The 17,192-nt window shown below is 70.5% G+C and carries 14 protein-coding genes and 1 pseudogene; 3 read left to right on the plus strand and 12 right to left on the minus strand.

Annotated features, from left to right (window positions below):
• Nucleotides 1-47: 47 nt before the first annotated feature.
• The 12 genes and pseudogenes from coaBC to pyrR form a co-directional block, all read right to left on the minus strand.
• Nucleotides 48-1,301, minus strand: coding sequence for a bifunctional phosphopantothenoylcysteine decarboxylase/phosphopantothenate--cysteine ligase CoaBC (gene coaBC, locus H976_RS0114875; protein ID WP_027862194.1), 1,254 nt, complete (start codon nucleotides 1,299-1,301; stop codon nucleotides 48-50).
• 14 nt (nucleotides 1,302-1,315) lie between these two features.
• Nucleotides 1,316-1,663, minus strand: coding sequence for a DNA-directed RNA polymerase subunit omega (gene rpoZ / locus H976_RS0114880; RefSeq protein WP_036226622.1), 348 nt, complete (start codon nucleotides 1,661-1,663; stop codon nucleotides 1,316-1,318).
• Between the two features lie 38 nt (nucleotides 1,664-1,701).
• Nucleotides 1,702-2,319, minus strand: coding sequence for a guanylate kinase (gmk, locus tag H976_RS26505; RefSeq protein WP_051276878.1), 618 nt, complete (start codon nucleotides 2,317-2,319; stop codon nucleotides 1,702-1,704).
• A gap of 3 nt (nucleotides 2,320-2,322) precedes the next feature.
• Complete coding sequence (mihF, locus tag H976_RS0114890) at nucleotides 2,323-2,637, minus strand: integration host factor, actinobacterial type (protein ID WP_027862196.1); 315 nt, start codon at nucleotides 2,635-2,637, stop codon at nucleotides 2,323-2,325.
• 289 nt (nucleotides 2,638-2,926) lie between these two features.
• Nucleotides 2,927-3,379, minus strand: a complete 453-nt coding sequence (locus tag H976_RS0114895; protein WP_027862197.1) for a hypothetical protein — start codon at nucleotides 3,377-3,379, stop codon at nucleotides 2,927-2,929.
• Nucleotides 3,376-4,221 (minus strand): orotidine-5'-phosphate decarboxylase, encoded by an 846-nt coding sequence (pyrF, locus tag H976_RS0114900; protein WP_027862198.1) that lies wholly within the window; start codon nucleotides 4,219-4,221, stop codon nucleotides 3,376-3,378. Before pyrF ends, H976_RS0114895 begins: the two co-directional genes overlap by 4 nt.
• A complete protein-coding gene (locus H976_RS0114905; protein ID WP_027862199.1) occupies nucleotides 4,218-5,279 on the minus strand; it encodes a quinone-dependent dihydroorotate dehydrogenase in 1,062 nt (353 codons plus the stop codon). The genes pyrF and H976_RS0114905 overlap by 4 nt, the downstream gene beginning before the upstream one ends.
• Nucleotides 5,280-8,618, minus strand: coding sequence for a carbamoyl-phosphate synthase large subunit (carB, locus tag H976_RS0114910; RefSeq protein ID WP_027862200.1), 3,339 nt, complete (start codon nucleotides 8,616-8,618; stop codon nucleotides 5,280-5,282).
• 200 nt (nucleotides 8,619-8,818) lie between these two features.
• Nucleotides 8,819-9,943, minus strand: a pseudogene (gene carA, locus H976_RS26510) (glutamine-hydrolyzing carbamoyl-phosphate synthase small subunit); the annotation flags it as partial.
• Complete coding sequence (locus tag H976_RS0114920) at nucleotides 9,940-11,217, minus strand: dihydroorotase (RefSeq protein ID WP_027862201.1); 1,278 nt, start codon at nucleotides 11,215-11,217, stop codon at nucleotides 9,940-9,942. The gene H976_RS0114920 and the pseudogene carA, both read right to left, overlap by 4 nt.
• 8 nt (nucleotides 11,218-11,225) lie before the next feature.
• The gene (locus H976_RS0114925; protein WP_027862202.1) at nucleotides 11,226-12,161 is read right to left on the minus strand and encodes an aspartate carbamoyltransferase catalytic subunit; all 936 of its coding nucleotides are present in this window, start codon (nucleotides 12,159-12,161) and stop codon (nucleotides 11,226-11,228) included.
• The gene (gene pyrR, locus H976_RS0114930; protein WP_081682928.1) at nucleotides 12,158-12,784 is read right to left on the minus strand and encodes a bifunctional pyr operon transcriptional regulator/uracil phosphoribosyltransferase PyrR; all 627 of its coding nucleotides are present in this window, start codon (nucleotides 12,782-12,784) and stop codon (nucleotides 12,158-12,160) included. Before pyrR ends, H976_RS0114925 begins: the two co-directional genes overlap by 4 nt.
• A 249-nt stretch (nucleotides 12,785-13,033) precedes the next feature.
• On the opposite strand from pyrR, the gene H976_RS0114935 reads away from it, so the two are divergent.
• The 3 genes from H976_RS0114935 to H976_RS0114945 all read left to right on the plus strand — a co-directional run bounded on the left by H976_RS0114935 (nucleotide 13,034) and on the right by H976_RS0114945 (nucleotide 17,139).
• The gene (locus H976_RS0114935; protein WP_027862204.1) at nucleotides 13,034-13,954 is read left to right on the plus strand and encodes an aminotransferase class IV; all 921 of its coding nucleotides are present in this window, start codon (nucleotides 13,034-13,036) and stop codon (nucleotides 13,952-13,954) included.
• Nucleotides 13,951-14,673: a hypothetical protein gene (locus tag H976_RS26515; RefSeq protein ID WP_036226630.1), complete on the plus strand. Its 723-nt coding sequence runs from the start codon at nucleotides 13,951-13,953 to the stop codon at nucleotides 14,671-14,673. The genes H976_RS0114935 and H976_RS26515 overlap by 4 nt, the downstream gene beginning before the upstream one ends.
• 123 nt (nucleotides 14,674-14,796) lie before the next feature.
• Nucleotides 14,797-17,139 (plus strand): Ig-like domain repeat protein, encoded by a 2,343-nt coding sequence (locus H976_RS0114945; RefSeq protein WP_027862205.1) that lies wholly within the window; start codon nucleotides 14,797-14,799, stop codon nucleotides 17,137-17,139.
• Nucleotides 17,140-17,192 lie beyond the last annotated feature (53 nt).

The following is a 17,192-nucleotide window of genomic DNA, read 5'->3' on the forward strand; positions in this document are numbered from 1 at the left end:
CGGGCCGCCAGCAGCCTAACCGAGGAGCACGAAGAGGCTGACAGGGCTCACGGTGTGTCCGAGGCGCGAACGCCCAGGACGCGGTCCCAGATGACGTGCGCGAGCGCCGCCTTGGAACCCAGTGGGACGCTCACGGCACTGCCGTCGGCGGCGAGTACGACGGCCTCGTTGTCCTCCGAGCCGAAGACCGCTCCCCCGCCGACGTCGTTGACGACCAGCAGGTCGCAGCCCTTGCGTGCCAGCTTGGCCCGCGCGTGGTCCATCACCGAGCCGTGCTCGTCACCGGTCTCGGCCGCGAACCCGACGACGACGATGTGGTCGTTGGGGCGCTCGTGGGCGAGGCCGGCGAGGATGTCGGGGTTCTGGGTGAGCTGGATGTCGGGACTGCTGCCGTCCTCGGACTTCTTGATCTTGGACTCGGCGGTGCTGGTGGGCCGGAAGTCGGCCGGAGCGGCGGCCATCACCACGGCATCGGCGGCGGTGCACGCCTCGAGCACGCGCTCCTGGAGCTGGGCGGTCGTCTCCACCCGGACCACCTTGACCCCGGCCGGGTCGGGCAAGCTGACGTTGGCAGCGACGAGGGTGACCTCGGCGCCGCGGGCAGCGGCGGTCCGGGCCAGGGCGTAGCCCTGCAGTCCCGAGGACCGGTTGCCGATGAAGCGCACCGGGTCGAGGTACTCCCGGGTGCCACCGGCGGAGACCACCACGCGGAGGCCGGAGAGGTCCTGGGTGGCCGCGCCGCCGGTGTCGTCGCGGCGAGCGAGGAGGTCCGCGGCCAGGGCGAAGATCTCGGCGGGGTCGGGCAGCCGGCCCTTGCCGGTGTCGGCTCCGGTCAGCCGGCCCTCGGCCGGCTCCAGCACGATCGCACCGCGCGAGCGCAGCGTGGCCACGTTGGCCTGGGTGGCGGGGTGCTCCCACATCTCGGTGTGCATCGCCGGCGCGAACAGGATCGGGCAGCGGGCGGTGAGCAGGGTGTTGGTCAGCAGGTCGTCGGCGAGGCCGTGCGCGGCCTTGGCGAGCAGGTCGGCGGTGGCCGGGGCGACCACGAGCAGCTCGGCCTGCTGGCCGATGCGGACGTGCGGCACCTCGTGGACGTCGGCCCAGACGTCGGTGCTGACCGGCTTGCCGGAGAGGGCGGCCCACGTCGGAGCGCCGACGAACTCGAGCGCGGCGGCGGTGGGTACGACGGTGACGTCGTGCCCCGACTCGGTGAACCGGCGGAGCAGCTCACAGGCCTTGTACGCAGCAATCCCGCCACTCACGCCGAGAACGACGTGAGGACGGGACTCACCGTTGACCATCGAAGGTCTGCTGACTACTCGACGGTCGGTTCGGCCGCGGGAGTCGGGGGCTGCTCGGCGGCCGCGGCGGCCAGCGCCTCGGCGGCGGCCTCCTCGGGGTCGATGTCCTCGCAGGTCAGCAGGTCGTCGTTGATCTCACGCAGGGCGATGGAGAGCGGCTTCTCCTGCACGTGGGTGTCCACCAGTGGACCGACGTACTCCAGCAGGCCCTCGCCGAGCTGGGAGTAGTAGGCGTTGATCTGGCGCGCACGCTTGGCGCTGTAGAGCACCAGCTTGTACTTGGAGTCGGTCTTGGTCAGCAGGTCGTCGATCGGGGGGTTGGTGATCCCCTCGGCGACGGGCTGGTTGCCGGACACGCTCATCGAGCCTCACTTACAAAGGATTGGGGTCGCGACGGGACTCAGGTGGTCCCGGACCGCATCAACTCTACCAATCTCTCGCCCGCATCGTGAATCCGCCGGTTGACGACCGTCACGTCGAACTCCGGCTCGGCGGCCAGCTCGTCGCGCGCGGTCTCCAGGCGGCGCTCCCGCTCGGCCTCGTCCTCGGTGCCGCGACCGACCAGACGGCGCACCAGCTCCTCCCACGACGGCGGCGCCAGGAACACGAACAGGGCCTCCGGCATCCGTTCACGCACCTGTCGCGCGCCCTGCAGGTCGATCTCCAACAGCGCCGCGCGGCCCTCCGCGAGGGCGTCCAGGACGGGCCGGCGTGGGGTGCCGTAGCGCGCTCCCTTGTGTACGACGGCCCACTCCAGCAGCTCGTCATCGGCCACCAGCCGGTCGAACTCGTCATCGGAGACGAAGTGGTAGTGCACCCCGTCCTGCTCGCCGGGACGGCGCCGCCGGGTCGTGGCGGAGACGGAGATCCAGATCTCGGGGTGCTGCTCACGCACCCAGGCGGTGACGGTGCCCTTCCCGACGGCTGTCGGACCGGCGAGGACGGTGAGCCGCGAAGGCGTCGGCGCGGATTTCTGGGCGGATTTCTGGGCGGGCTTCTGGGCCGGCTTCTGGGCCACCACTCACTCGGCGAACTCGTTGACCAGGGCCGCGACCTGCTTGGCACCCAGTCCGCGCACCCGGCGGGTCTCGGAGATCTTGAGCTTCTCCATCACCTGGCGCGCCCGCACCTTGCCGATACCCGGCATCGACTGGAGCAGCTCACTGACCCGCATCTTGCCGATCACCTCGTTGACCTGACCGTCGGCGACCACGTCGGCGAGGGAGGCGCCCGAGTGCTTCAGGCGGTTCTTCACCTCCGCTCGTTCCCGACGGGATGCGGCCGCCTTGTCGAGCGCGGCCTGGCGCTGTTCGGGAGTGAGGGGCGGCAGGGCCACGGAGGACTCCTCGACTTCCTGCTCGATGCTTGAGCGGGTTGGGGAAAGCGTGCACTCGTCCGGCTCACGCACGGTCCGCCGGACACCCGGCAATCTAGTCACGCGGCTCGGCCTGCTGCAACGCGAGGCGTGCCCACCTGGGCATGCGGAGACCAACATCACTGTCGGCGCTCACGAATCGCCGTCGGATCGGCCCGCGTCAGGGGCGTTGCGCGACCAGAACTGGCGGTTTGCGACCGAAGCTTCATTCGCATCGCGCCCGTTTCACAACACGCGTTGTGAAACCGGCTCAGAGCCCCAGGTTGACCTTGCAGACGTCGCGGCCCTCCTGCTCGATCCCGTTGGCTGCCTGGGCGACCTCGTCGGTGGTGATCGCATCGGCGGCGTCGACGATGGCCTGGCGGTCAGCGGCGCTCAGTCCGGCGGGCGGCTTGCCGTCCTGGAACTCGGAGGGCTTCACGCCCGCGTCCTTGAGGGCCCTCTCGAGGTGGTCGAGGGCGCCGACGAACGTCTGCCACTCGTCGGCGAGGTCCTTCGGCGCCTTGTCGGCGAGGTCGTGCATCATCGAGAGGTTGCTGAGCAGCGCCGAGGAGGAGGCGGAGTCGATCATCTCCGACATCTCCTTCTGGTGCCGTTTGAGGTCGCCGCAGTAGGCGTCGTACTCGTTGCCGCCGCAGCCGGCCAGCGGCAGCAGGACGGCCACGGCCAGCCCCACGAGGAGGGGACGGAGCCGCGTGCTCATCGGGCGGATCTCAGCGCGGCGAAGGCGTCGGCCGACCGACCCACCGCGTCGTGCAGCGCGCCGGCGTCCGGACCCGCGGACAGGATCTCCCGCGAGCTGGACGGCAGCACCTGGTCGAGGACGCCGCCGAAGATGCGGCGTACGTCGTCGGCGGTGCCGCCCTGGGCCCCGATGCCGGGCACGAGCAGCGGGCCGTTGATGGAGAGGTCCTCGTCGGTGTCCTCGATGGTCGCGCCCACGACGGCCCCGAAGGATCCCATCGGGGCCACGTCCCTGTTCAGACGCGCGAGCTCGGCCAGGACGGTGCCGGCGACGCTCGGGCCCGCGGTGGTGCGGGCGTGCTGGAACGCCGGCGCCTCCGGGTTGGAGGTCAGGGCCAGCACGAAGACCCCGGCCCCGTGCTCCCGTGCGGTGGCGATCATCGGGTCGAGGCTGCCGAAGCCGAGGTACGGCGCGGCGGTGATCGCGTCGGCCGCGATGGGCGAGCGTGGGTCCAGGTAGGCGTCGGCGTAGGCCTGGGCGGTCGAGCCGATGTCACCTCGCTTCACGTCGAGCACGACAAGGGCGCCGGCCTCACGAGCAGTGGCGATGACCTGCTCGAGAACGGCGATGCCGCGCGAGCCGAAGCGCTCGAAGAACGCCGACTGCGGCTTGACGGCGGCGACCAGGGGCGCCAGCACCTCGGTCGCCGAGAGCGCGAACTTCTCCAGCCCGTTGACCGAGTCGGTGAGGCCCCACGCGTCGAGCAGGGCGGCGTGCGGGTCGATCCCGGCGCAGAGCGGTCCGCGACCGTCCATGGCTGCCCGCAGGCGGGCGCCGAAGGGCTGGCAGGCGTCGGTCATCGGGTCTCCTGACGTGAGGCGCTGGAGGCAAGGGCGGCGTTCATCCGGGCCGGCCATCGGGGGCCTTGGTAGATGAAGGCGGTGTAGGCCTGCAGCAGGTCGGCCCCGGCGGCCAGGCGCTCGGCGGCGTCCTCGGGCGTGCTGATCCCGCCGACCCCGATGAGCACCAGGTCCTGACCGACCCGCTCGCGCAGGAGGCGCATCACCTCGGTGGCCCGGGAACGCAGCGGCGGCCCGGAGAGCCCACCGGCACCGGCCGCCTCGACCTGTTCGGGCGTGCTGGCGAGGCCGCCCCTGGAGATGGTGGTGTTGGTGGCCACGACGCCGTCCAGCCGGAGCGAGGTCGCGAGGTCGGCGACGGCCAGCACGTCCTCGTCGCCGAGGTCGGGGGCGATCTTGACCAGCAGCGGCACGTGCCGGTCGGAGAGGTCGTCGGCCCGGCTCCGGACGGCGCGCAGGAGCGGTTCGAGCTTCTCGACCGCCTGGAGGTCGCGCAGTCCGGGAGTGTTCGGCGAGGAGACGTTGACGACCAGGTAGTCGGCGTACGGCGTGAGCAGGCTGGTGCTCTTCTCGTAGTCGCGGACGGCGTACTCCTCGGGCACCACCTTGGTCTTGCCGATGTTGATGCCGAGCGGTACGCCGGGCCGACGGCCGGTGCGGTCGAGCCGTCGTGACGCCAGGCGCCGCGCGACCACCTCGGCGCCGTCGTTGTTGAAGCCCATCCGGTTGACCACGGCGCGGTCGGCCGGCAACCGGGCCAGTCGCGGCCGCGGGTTGCCGGGCTGCGGCTCGCCGGTGACGGTCCCGATCTCGACGAAACCGAAGCCGAGGTTGGCCAGCGCGTCGATGCCGACGCCGTTCTTGTCGAAGCCGGCGGCCAGCCCCATCAGCCCCGGGAACTCCAGGCCCATCACCCGGGTGGTGGGACCGCGGCGCCCGCGGGACAGGGCGCCGGTGGCCGGCCGGGCCGCCCGGATCGCCCGGAAGGCCGCGTGGTGCGCCTTCTCGGGGTCGGTACGGCTGAGCACCTTCTCGAAGAGCAGCTGGTAGGGCTGCACTCAGAATTCCCCGTCCAGCCGGCGCTCCGCCTCGGGGTCGCGCTCGGCGCCGAGCCGGGCCCAGTCCTGCAGCGAGCGCACGCCGATGTCGGCTGCCCGCATCGCCTCGATCCCCTGCACCGCAGCGCCAAGCCCCTGAACGGTGGTGATGCACGGGATGTTGGTCAGGATCGCCGCCGTCCGGATCTCGTAGCCGTCCAGCCGCGGGGAGCCGCCGCTGGTGGTGCCGTGCGGGGTGTTCACCACCAGGTCGATCTGGCCGTCCAGGATCATCCCGACGATGGTGCGCCGCCCGTCGGGCCCGTCACCCTCGCTGTGCTTGCGTACGACGGTCGCGGAGACCCCGTTGCGCCGCAGCACCTCGGCGGTGCCCTTGGTCGCGAGGATCTCGTAGCCGAGGTCGGCCAGCCGCTTCACAGGGAACACCATCGTGCGCTTGTCGCGGTTGGCCATCGACACGAACACCCGCCCCGACAGCGGCAGCGAGCCGTAGGCAGCGGTCTGGGCCTTGGCGAAGGCCTTGCCGAAGTCGGCGTCGAAGCCCATCACCTCGCCCGTCGAGCGCATCTCCGGGCCGAGGATCGCATCGACCGTCTTGCCGTCGATGGTCTTGAACCGGTTGAACGGCATCACGGCCTCCTTGACCGCGATCGGCGCGTTGCCGGGCAGGTCTCCCCCGTCGCCCGTGGGCGCCAGGACGCCTTCGGCACGGAGGTTGGCGATGCTCTCGCCGAGCATCACCCGGGCGGCGGCCTTGGCCAACGGTGTCGCGGTCGCCTTGGACACGAACGGCACCGTGCGGCTGGCGCGCGGGTTGGCCTCGAGGACGTAGAGCACGTCGGAGCCGAGCGCGAACTGGATGTTCAGCAGCCCCAGCACACCCACACCCCTGGCGATCGCCTCGGTGGCCTCGCGGATCCGGTCGATCTCCTCCTTGCCCAGCGTGATCGGCGGCAGCGCGCACGACGAGTCACCGGAGTGGATCCCGGCCTCCTCGATGTGCTCCATCACGCCGCCGAGGTAGAGCTCGGTGCCGTCGTACAGCGCGTCGACGTCGATCTCCACCGCGTCGTCGATGAACCGGTCGACCAGCACGGGGTGCTCGGGACTGATCTCGGTCGCGCGGGCGATGTAGCCACGCAGCGAGTCGTCGCCGTACACGATCTCCATGCCGCGGCCGCCGAGGACGTACGACGGACGCACCAGCACCGGGTAGCCGATCCGGGCCGCGATCTCCTGGGCCTCCGAGAACGAGGTCGCCATGCCGTGCTTGGGCGCCACCAGACCGGCCTCGGCGAGCACCCGGCCGAACGCGCCGCGCTCCTCGGCGAGGTGGATGGCGCCGGGTGGGGTCCCGACGATCCGCACGCCGGCGTCCTCGAGACCCTGCGCGAGCCCGAGCGGCGTCTGGCCGCCGAGCTGGCAGATGACACCGGCAATCGGTCCGGCCTTGCTCTCGGCGTGCACGATCTCCAGGACGTCCTCGAGCGTCAGCGGCTCGAAGTACAGCCGGTCGGAGGTGTCGTAGTCGGTCGAGACCGTCTCGGGGTTGCAGTTGACCATCACGGTCTCGTAGCCGGCCTCGTGCAGGGCGAGGCTGGCGTGCACGCAGGAGTAGTCGAACTCGATGCCCTGGCCGATCCGGTTGGGACCGGAGCCCAGGATGATGACGGCTTCCCGCTCCCGCGGGGCGACCTCGGTCTCCTCGTCGTAGGAGGAGTAGTGGTACGGCGTCCTCGCCGCGAACTCGGCCGCGCAGGTGTCGACCGTCTTGTAGATCGGGCGTACGCCGAGCGCGTGCCGGACGCCGCGGACGACGTCCTCCTTCATGTCGCGGATCTTGCCGAGCTGCGCGTCGGAGAAGCCGTGCCGCTTGGCCCGACGCAACAGGGACGGGGTGAGCTCGTCCGCGTTGATGACTTCCTGCGCAACCTCGTTGATGAGCTGGAGCTGGTCGACGAACCACGGGTCGATGCCGGTGGCCTCGTGGATCTCCTCGGCCGTCGCCTCGGCGCGCAGCGCGTCCATCACCTCGCGCAGCCGGCCGTCGTGCGGCGTGCGGATCGTCTCGAGCAACGCGTCCTTGTCGAGCTCGACCACCTGGTGGCTCCAGTCGAAGACGGCCTTCTTGTCCTCGAGGGAACGCAGTGCCTTCTGCAGGGCCTCGGTGAAGTTGCGGCCGATCGCCATCGCCTCGCCGACCGACTTCATGTGCGTGGTCAGCGTCGGGTCGGCGGCCGGGAACTTCTCGAAGGCGAACCGCGGCACCTTCACCACGACGTAGTCGAGCGTCGGCTCGAAGCTGGCCGGCGTCTCCTTGGTGATGTCGTTGGGGATCTCGTCGAGGGTGTAGCCGATCGCCACCTTGGCCGCGATCTTCGCGATCGGGAAGCCGGTCGCCTTGGAGGCCAGCGCGCTGGACCGGGAGACCCGTGGGTTCATCTCGATCACGATCACCCGGCCGTCGTCGGGGTTCACCGCGAACTGGATGTTGCAGCCACCGGTGTCGACCCCGACCGAGCGGATGATGCCGATGGAGAGGTCGCGCAGGTGCTGGTACTCGCGGTCGGTCAGCGTCATCGCGGGCGCCACCGTGATCGAGTCGCCGGTGTGCACGCCCATCGGGTCGAGGTTCTCGATCGAGCACACGATCACCACGTTGTCGCGGGTGTCGCGCATGACCTCGAGCTCGTACTCCTTCCAGCCGATGATCGACTCCTCGAGGAGCACCTCGGTGGTCGGGCTGGCGGCGAGTCCGGCCCCGGCGATGCGACGCAGGTCCTCCTCGTCGTACGCCATCCCCGAGCCGGTGCCGCCCATCGTGAAGCTGGGGCGCACGACCATAGGCCAGCCGAGGTCCTTCGACGCCTCGAAGCAGTCCTCGAGGGTGTGGCAGATCGCCGACCGGGCCACCTCGCCGCCGAGCTCCTCGACGATCTTCTTGAACGACTCGCGGTTCTCGCCGCGGTTGATCGCCTCGATGCTGGCCCCGATCAGCTCCACGCCGTACTTCTCGAGCACACCGGCCGCGTCCAAAGCCATCGCCGTGTTCAGCGCGGTCTGGCCACCCAACGTCGCGAGCAACGCGTCGGGCCGCTCCTTCTCGATCACCTTCTCCACGAACTCGGCCGTGATCGGCTCGACGTACGTCGCGTCGGCGAACTCCGGGTCGGTCATGATCGTCGCCGGGTTGGAGTTGACCAGGATCACCCGCAGCCCCTCGGCCTTGAGCACCCGGCACGCCTGGGTGCCGGAGTAGTCGAACTCGCACGCCTGCCCGATGATGATCGGCCCCGAGCCGATGACCAGGACGCTCTCGATGTCAGTGCGCTTCGGCATCAGTTGGAACCTTCCGCGGAGTCGTCGGTGTCGGCGCCCGCACCCTGCGCGCGGCCGGAGGCGGAGGCGTCGTCCGGGCCGCCGGGGTGAGCGTGGATGGGACTGGCCCCCCGGAGCGAGGAACGAGCGGAGGGGTGGTTGCGATCCCCGGGGTGTCCGGACGACGCCGCAGGCGTAGGCCCCGAAGGGGCCGCGGGCGAGTCCCCCGTCATGAGGTCACAGAAGCGGTCGAACAGGTACGCCGCGTCGTGCGGGCCGGCCGCCGCCTCCGGGTGGTACTGCACCGAGAAGCTCAGCAGGTCCCCGGCCGGCGAGCGCAGCTCGAGCCCCTCCACGACATCGTCGTTGAGGCAGACATGGCTGACCGTGACCACGCCGTACGGCGTCTCGGTCGGTGCGTCGACAGGAGCATCGACCGCGAAGCCGTGGTTGTGGGCGGTGACCTCGACCTTGCCCGTCGTACGGTCCATCACCGGCTGGTTGATGCCGCGGTGGCCGTACTTGAGCTTGTAGGTGCCGAAGCCGAGGGCCCGGCCGAACAGCTGGTTGCCGAAGCAGATCCCGAAGTAGGGCAGCCCCTGCTGCAGCGCCGCCTGCAGCAGCGCGATCTGGGAGGTGGTGGCGGCCGGGTCACCGGGACCGTTGGAGAAGAACAGCCCGTCGGCGCCGGTCGCGAGCACGTCGTCGAGGGACGCGGTGGACGGCAGCACGTGCACCTCGATGCCTCGCTCGCTCATCATCCGCGGGGTGTTGGCCTTGATGCCGAGGTCGATGGCCGCGACCGTGAACCGCTTCTCCCCGGGTGGCATTCCCTGGGCCGGCACGACGTAGGCCTCGGCGGTGGAGACCTCGCCGGCGAGCTCGGCGCCGGTCATCTCCGCCGACTCCTTGACCCTGGCCAGCAGGGTGTCGGCGTCGGTGGCGTCGGAGGAGATCCCGACGCGCATGGCTCCGCGCTCGCGCAGGTGACGGGTGAGCGCGCGGGTGTCGATCCCGCTGATGCCGACGACGCCCTGGTCGCGCAGCTCGTCGTCCAGCGACCGGGCCGATCGCCAGTTGGACGGCACCCGGGAGGGGTCGCGGACGACGTACCCGCTCACCCAGATGCGCCGCGACTCGGGGTCCTCGTCGTTGATGCCGGTGTTGCCGACGTGCGGGCTGGTCATCACCACGACCTGCCGGTGGTACGACGGGTCGGTCAGCGTCTCCTGGTAACCGGTCATGCCGGTCGAGAACACCGCCTCGCCGAAGGTCTCGCCGAGGGCGCCGTAGGACTCCCCCCGGAACACCCGCCCGTCCTCGAGGACCAGGATCGCGTCGGTCATACCAGAGCTCCGTTCAGGACGGTCGGGGTGCCACGCAGCACGGTGGCCACCACGGCGCCGGTCAGCTTGCGTTCGTGCCAGGGGTTGTTGCGGGACAGTGAGGCCGACTCGGCCCGGTCGACCACGACGACGGCCGACGGGTCGACGAGGGTGAGGTTGGCCGGCTGGCCGACGGCCAGGGAACCGCCGTGGCCCTCGAGCCCGGCGATGCGCGCGGGCGCCTGCGACATCACCCGGGCGACGTCGGTCCACGTCATCGCGCCGGAGGTCACCATCACCTCGCTGACCACCGAGAGCGCCGTCTCCAGCCCGAGCATCCCGAAGGCAGCGTCGACGAAGGCGTGCTCCTTGTCGTGGCGGGCGTGCGGGGCGTGGTCAGTGGCCACCGCGTCGATGGCGCCGTCGGCGAGCGCGTCACGCAGGGCGGCGACGTCCTCGTCGGGGCGCAGCGGCGGGTTGACCTTGTAGACGGGGTCGTAGCCGCCGAGCAGGTCGGTGGTGAGCAGCAGGTGGTGCGGCGTCACCTCGGCCGTCACGTCGATCCCCTGCGCCTTGGCCCACCGGATCACCTCGACCGAGCCGGCGGTCGAGACGTGCGCGACGTGCACCCGGCTGTTGGTGTGCCGCGCCAGCATCACGTCACGGGCCACGATGGTCTCCTCGGCGATGCCGGGCCAGCCCGGGAGCCCGAGACGCCCGGACAGCTCCCCCTCGTGGCAGCAGGCCGTGGGCCCGGCCAGGTCGGGGTCCTGGGAGTGCTGGGAGATCACACCGCCGAAGGCCCGGACGTACTCCAGCGCCCGCCGCATCACCCGTGGGTCGTGCACGCACCTGCCGTCGTCGGAGAAGACCCGCACCTTCGCGTGCGACCGGGCCATCAGCCCGAGCTCGGCCAGCTCCTCGCCGGCCAGGCCGCGGGTCACCGCGCCGACTGGTTGCACGTCGACCAGGCCCGCCGCCCGGCCGAGGTCGAAGACCCGCTCGGCCGCCTCGGCCGTGTCGGTGACCGGCGAGGTGTTGGCCATCGCGAGGACAGCGGTGAAGCCACCCAGCGCGGCGGCGCGCGACCCGGTCAGGATCGTCTCGGCGTCCTCGCGGCCTGGCTCGCGCAGGTGGGTGTGCAGGTCGACCAGCCCGGGGAGCGCGACCAGTCCGTCGGCGTCGATCACCTCGGCCTTGGCCGGCTTCTCGTCGACGATCAGGCCGTCGGCGACGTACAGGTCCTGCGGCTTCTCGCCGAGCGGCGCGACTCCCTTGATGACGAGCTGGGTCACGGTGTCACTCACTGGGCGCTCCCTTCCCCGGCGAGCAGGTGGTAGAGGACCGACATCCGGATCGCGACCCCGGCGGAGACCTGGTCGAGCACGGCGGACTGCGCGGCGTCGGCCGCGTCGGCGGCGATCTCGAGGCCGCGGTTCATCGGGCCGGGGTGGCAGATCGGGGCGTCGGGCTTGAGCACGGCGAGGCGCTCGCGGGTCAGGCCGTAGCCCACGGTGTACTCCCGCGCGCTGGGGAAGTAGCCGCCCGTCATCCGCTCGCGCTGCACGCGCAGCATCATCACGGCGTCGGCCTCGGGCAGCACCTCGTCGAGGTCGTACGTCGTCGAGAAGCCAGCGTCCTTGGCCCAGGCAGTGACTCCCGCGGGCATCAGTGTCGGCGGCGCGACCACCGTGACGTGGGCGCCGAGCTTGGACAGCAGGAGCACGTTGCTGCGGAACACGCGGCTGTGCGTCAGGTCCCCGACGATCGCGACGTGCTTGTCCTCGAGTGACCCCATGCGGCGCTGGAGGGTGTAGGCGTCGAGCAGGGCCTGCGTCGGGTGCTCGTGGGTGCCGTCGCCGGCGTTGATGACGACCGCGTCGGTCCACTGGCTCACCTGGGCGGCGGCCCCGCTGGCCATGTGGCGGATGACGAGGCCGTCCACGCCCATCGCCGCGACGGTGAGCACGGTGTCGCGGAGGCTCTCGCCCTTGCTGACGCTGGAGCCCTTGGCGGAGACGTTGATGACGTCGGCCGAGAGCCACTTCCCGGCGATCTCGAAGGAGGAGCGGGTGCGGGTGGAGTCCTCGAAGAACAGGTTCACCACGGTGCGGCCGCGCAGCGCGGGAAGCTTCTTGACCGAGCGGTTCTGTACGTCGTGCATCTCAGCCGCCGTGTCGAACAGGGTCGTGACGTCGTCGACCCCGAGGTCGTCGATGGAGAGCAGGTGCTTCTTCATGCGGAAACTCCTGTCTCCGTGGTGACCGCGGTGGCGATCCGGACCTCGTCGTACCCGTCGTGCTCCTCGAGACGCACCATGACCCGTTCCCCGCGGGAGCTCGGGAGGTTCTTGCCGACGTGGTCGGCCCGGATGGGGAGCTCGCGGTGCCCGCGGTCCACGAGCACGGCGAGCCGGACCGTGTCGGGTCGGCCGAGGTCGTTCATCGCGTCCAGTGCGGCCCGGACCGTGCGGCCGGAGAACAGCACGTCGTCGACCAGGACCACGACCTTGCCGTCGACGCCGCCGGGCGGCATCACCGTGTGCTGGGGGCCCCGGGTCGGGTGCTGGCGCAGGTCGTCGCGGTACATCGTGATGTCCAGGGTCCCGAGCGGCACCTCGACGCCCTCGACCTTGGCGATCCGCTCGGCGACCCGCCGGGCGAGGTGCACGCCGCGGGTGGGGATGCCGAGGAGGACGAGCCCCTCGGGTCCCTTGTTGCGCTCGAGGATCTCGTGGGAGATGCGAGTGAGTGCCCGGGAGATGTCACGGGCGTCGAGGACGGTGCGGCCTTCTGGGCGGCCCTCGGGAAGGGGTGCTCGCTCGGGAGCAGGTGCGTCGGAGGCTGGGTGCGCAGGCACCATCAGATCCGGACCTCCTTCTCCGCCTCACAGGACGGCTCGTTAAAGGATGTCGATCGAGATGGACCCTAACAGCCACGACCCCGGCGCGTGCACCTCGGCTCACCCCTCGGCCCCCGGGATTCGAGCGAGTTCTGGTGCCATGGGTTTCCCCGGACGTCCGGGGAAACTGGGGGCTGGCAGCCAATACTTTGCCTGCCAGCCCGGAGGATCCCCGGACGTCCGGGGATTCCACGGCCCTAGGCTTGCGGCATGGCCACCGGGACCCACGACCACGCCGACGACCCCCGCAACGCGTCGATCCTGATCTGGGTCAACGGGGAGCTGCTCCCCCGCGACCGGGCGATGGTCTCGGTGTTCGACTCCGGCTTCGTCCTCGGTGACGGGGTCTGGGAGGGACTGCGGGTCTCCGGTGGTCACCCGGCCTTCCTGGAGATGCACCTCGACCGGCTCGAGGAGGGTGCGCGGGCGATCATGCTCGACCTCGGGATGAGCCGGGAGCAGCTGACCGAGGCGATCTACGCGACGCTGCGGGCCAACGAGATGGTCGACGGGGTGCACGTCCGGCTGATGGTGACCCGGGGCATCAAGTCGACGCCGTACCAGGACCCTCGCGTGACGATCGGCCCTGCGACGGTCGTGATCATCGCCGAGCACAAGGAGCCGATGCCGGCCACGGTGACCGACGGGATCACCCTGTTCACCACGCACGTACGCCGGGCCACGCCCGACACCCTCGACCCGAAGCTGAACGCGCACAGCAAGCTGAACGACATCCAGGCCTGCATCCAGGCCTACACGGCCGGCGCCGACGAGGCACTGATGCTCGACCCGCAGGGGTTCGTGGCCACCTGCAACAGCACCCACTTCTTCATCGTCACCAGGGACGGCGAGGTGTGGACCTCCGATGGCAGGTTCTGCCTGGCCGGGATCACCCGCGCCAACGTGCTCGAGGTGTGCCGCCGCGCCGGCATCCCGGCGCGCGAGACGACCTTCAGCCTGACCGACGTCTACAGCGCGGCCGAGGCGTTCGTGACCGGGACCTTCGCCGGGGTGGTGCCGGTGCGCACCGTCGACGGCCGCACGATCGGCTCCGGCGCGCGCGGCACGCTGACCCATCGGCTGCAGGAGCTCTACCAGCGCCACGTGGCCGAGGACGTGGGCGCGCGATGACGCTTCGACCGACCGTCCGAGTGGCGATGTGGTCCGGGCCGCGGAACATCTCGACGGCGATGATGCGGTCCTGGGAGAACCGACCCGACACCGACGTGGTCGACGAGCCGTTCTACGCGGCGTACCTCGCTTCGACCGGGCTCGACCACCCGGCCCGCGAGGAGGTGATCGCCTCGCAGCCGACCGACCCCGACGAGGTGGTCCGACGGCTTCGCGACGAGGGGTCCGCGCCGGTCCAGTACGCCAAGCACATGACCCACCACATCCTGCGCGACTGGCCGCTGGACTGGGTCACCGACTTCCGCAACATCCTGCTCATCCGCGACCCCGAGGAGGTGGTGGCGTCGTACGTCCGCTCCCGGGAGGCGTGCGAGCCCGAGGACATCGGGCTGCTCCAGCAGGTCCGCCTGCTCGACGCACTGCCCGAGGACCCCCCGATCATCGACGCCGGTGACTTCCTGCGCGACCCCGAGGGTCACCTGCGCTGGATGTGCGACTGGCTCGGCGTCGACTTCACCGACCGGATGCTGTCCTGGCCGGCCGGGCCGCGGCAGTCCGACGGCGTGTGGGCGCCCTACTGGTACGGCGCGGTCGTGCGTTCCACCGGCTTCGAACCGTGGCGGGCGCGGCAGGTCGAGCTGAACGAGCACGACGCCGCCGTCGCGCTCGCCTGTCGGCGGGCCTACGACACCCTCTGGTCGCGCCGGGTCGTGCTCTGATCCAGGCCTCGGCAGCCATGGGCTGCCGGCTGGTCTTCACCTGTACGCGCATCAGAAGCAGCTCACCCACGATCTGGCCTACAGTGCGTACTCACCACGCGTCTCGGTACCAGGAGGTCCGAGATGGGTGTGCTCGAGCTGCGTCGTGATCGTGGAGGATCGCGGGCACGGCGTACGGCCGTTGTCCTGAGCCTGGTGTGGGTGTGCCTGGCGTGCCCCGCCGGGTTGCCCAGCGCGTCGGCCGACGGTCCGACGACCTTCTCCCAGTCCGCGGCCTTGGCCATCCCAGCGACCGGGTCGGCGAACCAGACGGGACCGGCCGATCCCTATCCGTCCACTATCGCGGTGTCCGGCATGACGGGTGTCGTCTCTGGCGTGACCGTGACGTTCAACAACCTCACGCACAGTGCGGTCAACGACATCGACGCACTGCTGGTCGCGCCGTCCGGCGACAACCTTGTCGTGCTGTCCGACGTCGGTGACCCGAACACGCTGGCGTTCTCCAGCAACGCCACGCTCACCTTCGCCGACTCCGCCGCAGGCTCGGTGCCTGCCGGCAGCATCCCGAGCGGCAGCTACAAGCCGACGAACAACGGGAGCGGTGACGCGTTCCCGAGCCCTGCACCGGCTCCGTCGTCGGACACGACCTTGGTCAACGCCTTCACGGGGATCACCCCCAACGGAACCTGGCGGCTGTACGTCGTGGACGACAACACCGGGGACGTCGGGTCCATGGCCGGAGGTTGGAGCCTCGCGCTCACGACCGAAGCCATCGCGGCGCCGACCACCACGGCCGTGACCACCTCCGGCACTCCCTCGACCACCGGCAGCCCGGTGACGTTCACGGCCACCGTGAGAGCCGGCGCCGACCCCGTCACGAGCGGGACGGTCCAGTTCAGCGACGGCGTGGCCGATCTCGGCGCGCCTGTCGCCCTCAACGCCTCCGGACAGGCCTCGCTCACCACGTCGGTCCTCGCCCAGGACGCGCACCTGATCCGCGCTGTCTACAGCGGTTCCACCGGTTTCCTGACCAGCAACGGCAATCTCACGCAACAGGTCGACAACCCCACCGTGGTCGACGGCACGACCTTCTGCAACACCGGCTCGCTGTTGGTCCCCACCCTGGGGACCGCGACGCCATACCCCTCCCACATCACCGTGTCGGGGTTGGCCGGCAACGTCACCAAGGTCACCGCGACGCTGAAGGGGCTGTCGCACCAGGTGCCGGTCGACCTGGACGTGATGGTGGCTGCGCCCCAAGCGACCGCCAACGTGGCGCTGATGAGCGATGTCGGTGGTCAGTCGGCAGCCAGCGGGTTGGACGTCACCTTCGACGACGACGCGGCGAGCGGCGTCCCGGACCCGATCGTGAGCGGGACATTCAAGCCGACCGACGACGACTCCGATGGTGCCGACGCTTTTCCCGCACCGGCACCGAGCCCGAGCCCTGCCAGCGCCCTGTCGACCTTCGACGGGACCAGCCCGAACGGAACCTGGAGCCTGTGGGTGGTCGATGACGCATCCGGTGACTCCGGATCCATTGCTTCGGGCTGGTGCCTCACCGTCACCACGACAAGCCCGACCAGTACGGGGTTGTCCGCCAACCTGAACCCGTCGCTGGTAGGCGACAGCGTGACCTTCACCGCGACGGTCACGTCCGAAGGAAGCCCGGTGTCGTCCGGCTCGGTGCAGTTCAGCGACGGTGGTTCCCCACTTGGTGCGCCGGTTCCCGTCGCAGCGGACGGCACCGCCACGCTCGCCACTGCGTCACTGACCACCGGCTCCCACTCGATCCTGGCGGCGTACTCGGGCGGTGGTTTCGCAGACAGCTCGGCCGGGCTGGAGCAGGTCGTGAATCCCGTGACCGCGGCGACGCACCTGACGCTGGTGAAGAAGCTCGTCAACGACAGCGGCGGCCGGGCGCGTCCGACCGACTGGACGCTGTCGGCCAGGGGACCCTTGCGGATCTCCGGCGTCACCGGTTCGACCGCGGTCACGAATGCGGTCGTCGACCCCGGGTGGTACGCCCTGGCGGAGTCCGGGGGTCCCGACGGGTACGTCGCGTCCGCCTGGCGATGTGTCGGAGCAACGTACTACCAGGGCCTTCTCAGGCTGACGGCCGGTGCGTCCGCGGTCTGCACGATCATCAACAACGATAAGCCACGCGGACACCTGACGCTGGTGAAGAAGGTCGTCAACGACAACGGTGGCCGGGCGCATGCGACCGACTGGACGCTGTCGGCCCGAGGACCCTCGCGGATCTTCGGCGTCACCGGTTCGACCGGAGTCACCAAGGCCCTGGTGGTCTCCGGCTGGTACACGCTGGGCGAGTCCGGTGGCCCCACCGGCTACGCCGCCTCGAGCTGGCGCTGCACAGGTGCCAGAGTCAACGACGGCAAGGCGTACGTCGGCGCCGGCGCCTGGGTCGTCTGCACCATCACGAACAACGACCGACCCCGACGCTAGGAATGTGACGAGCGCTACGCTGACCGCGATGAGCCGGATCTTCAACGCCAGCG

Origin of the sequence: Marmoricola sp. URHB0036, from assembly GCF_000426045.1 — a bacterium.
Classification (GTDB): Bacteria; Actinomycetota; Actinomycetes; order Propionibacteriales; family Nocardioidaceae; genus Marmoricola.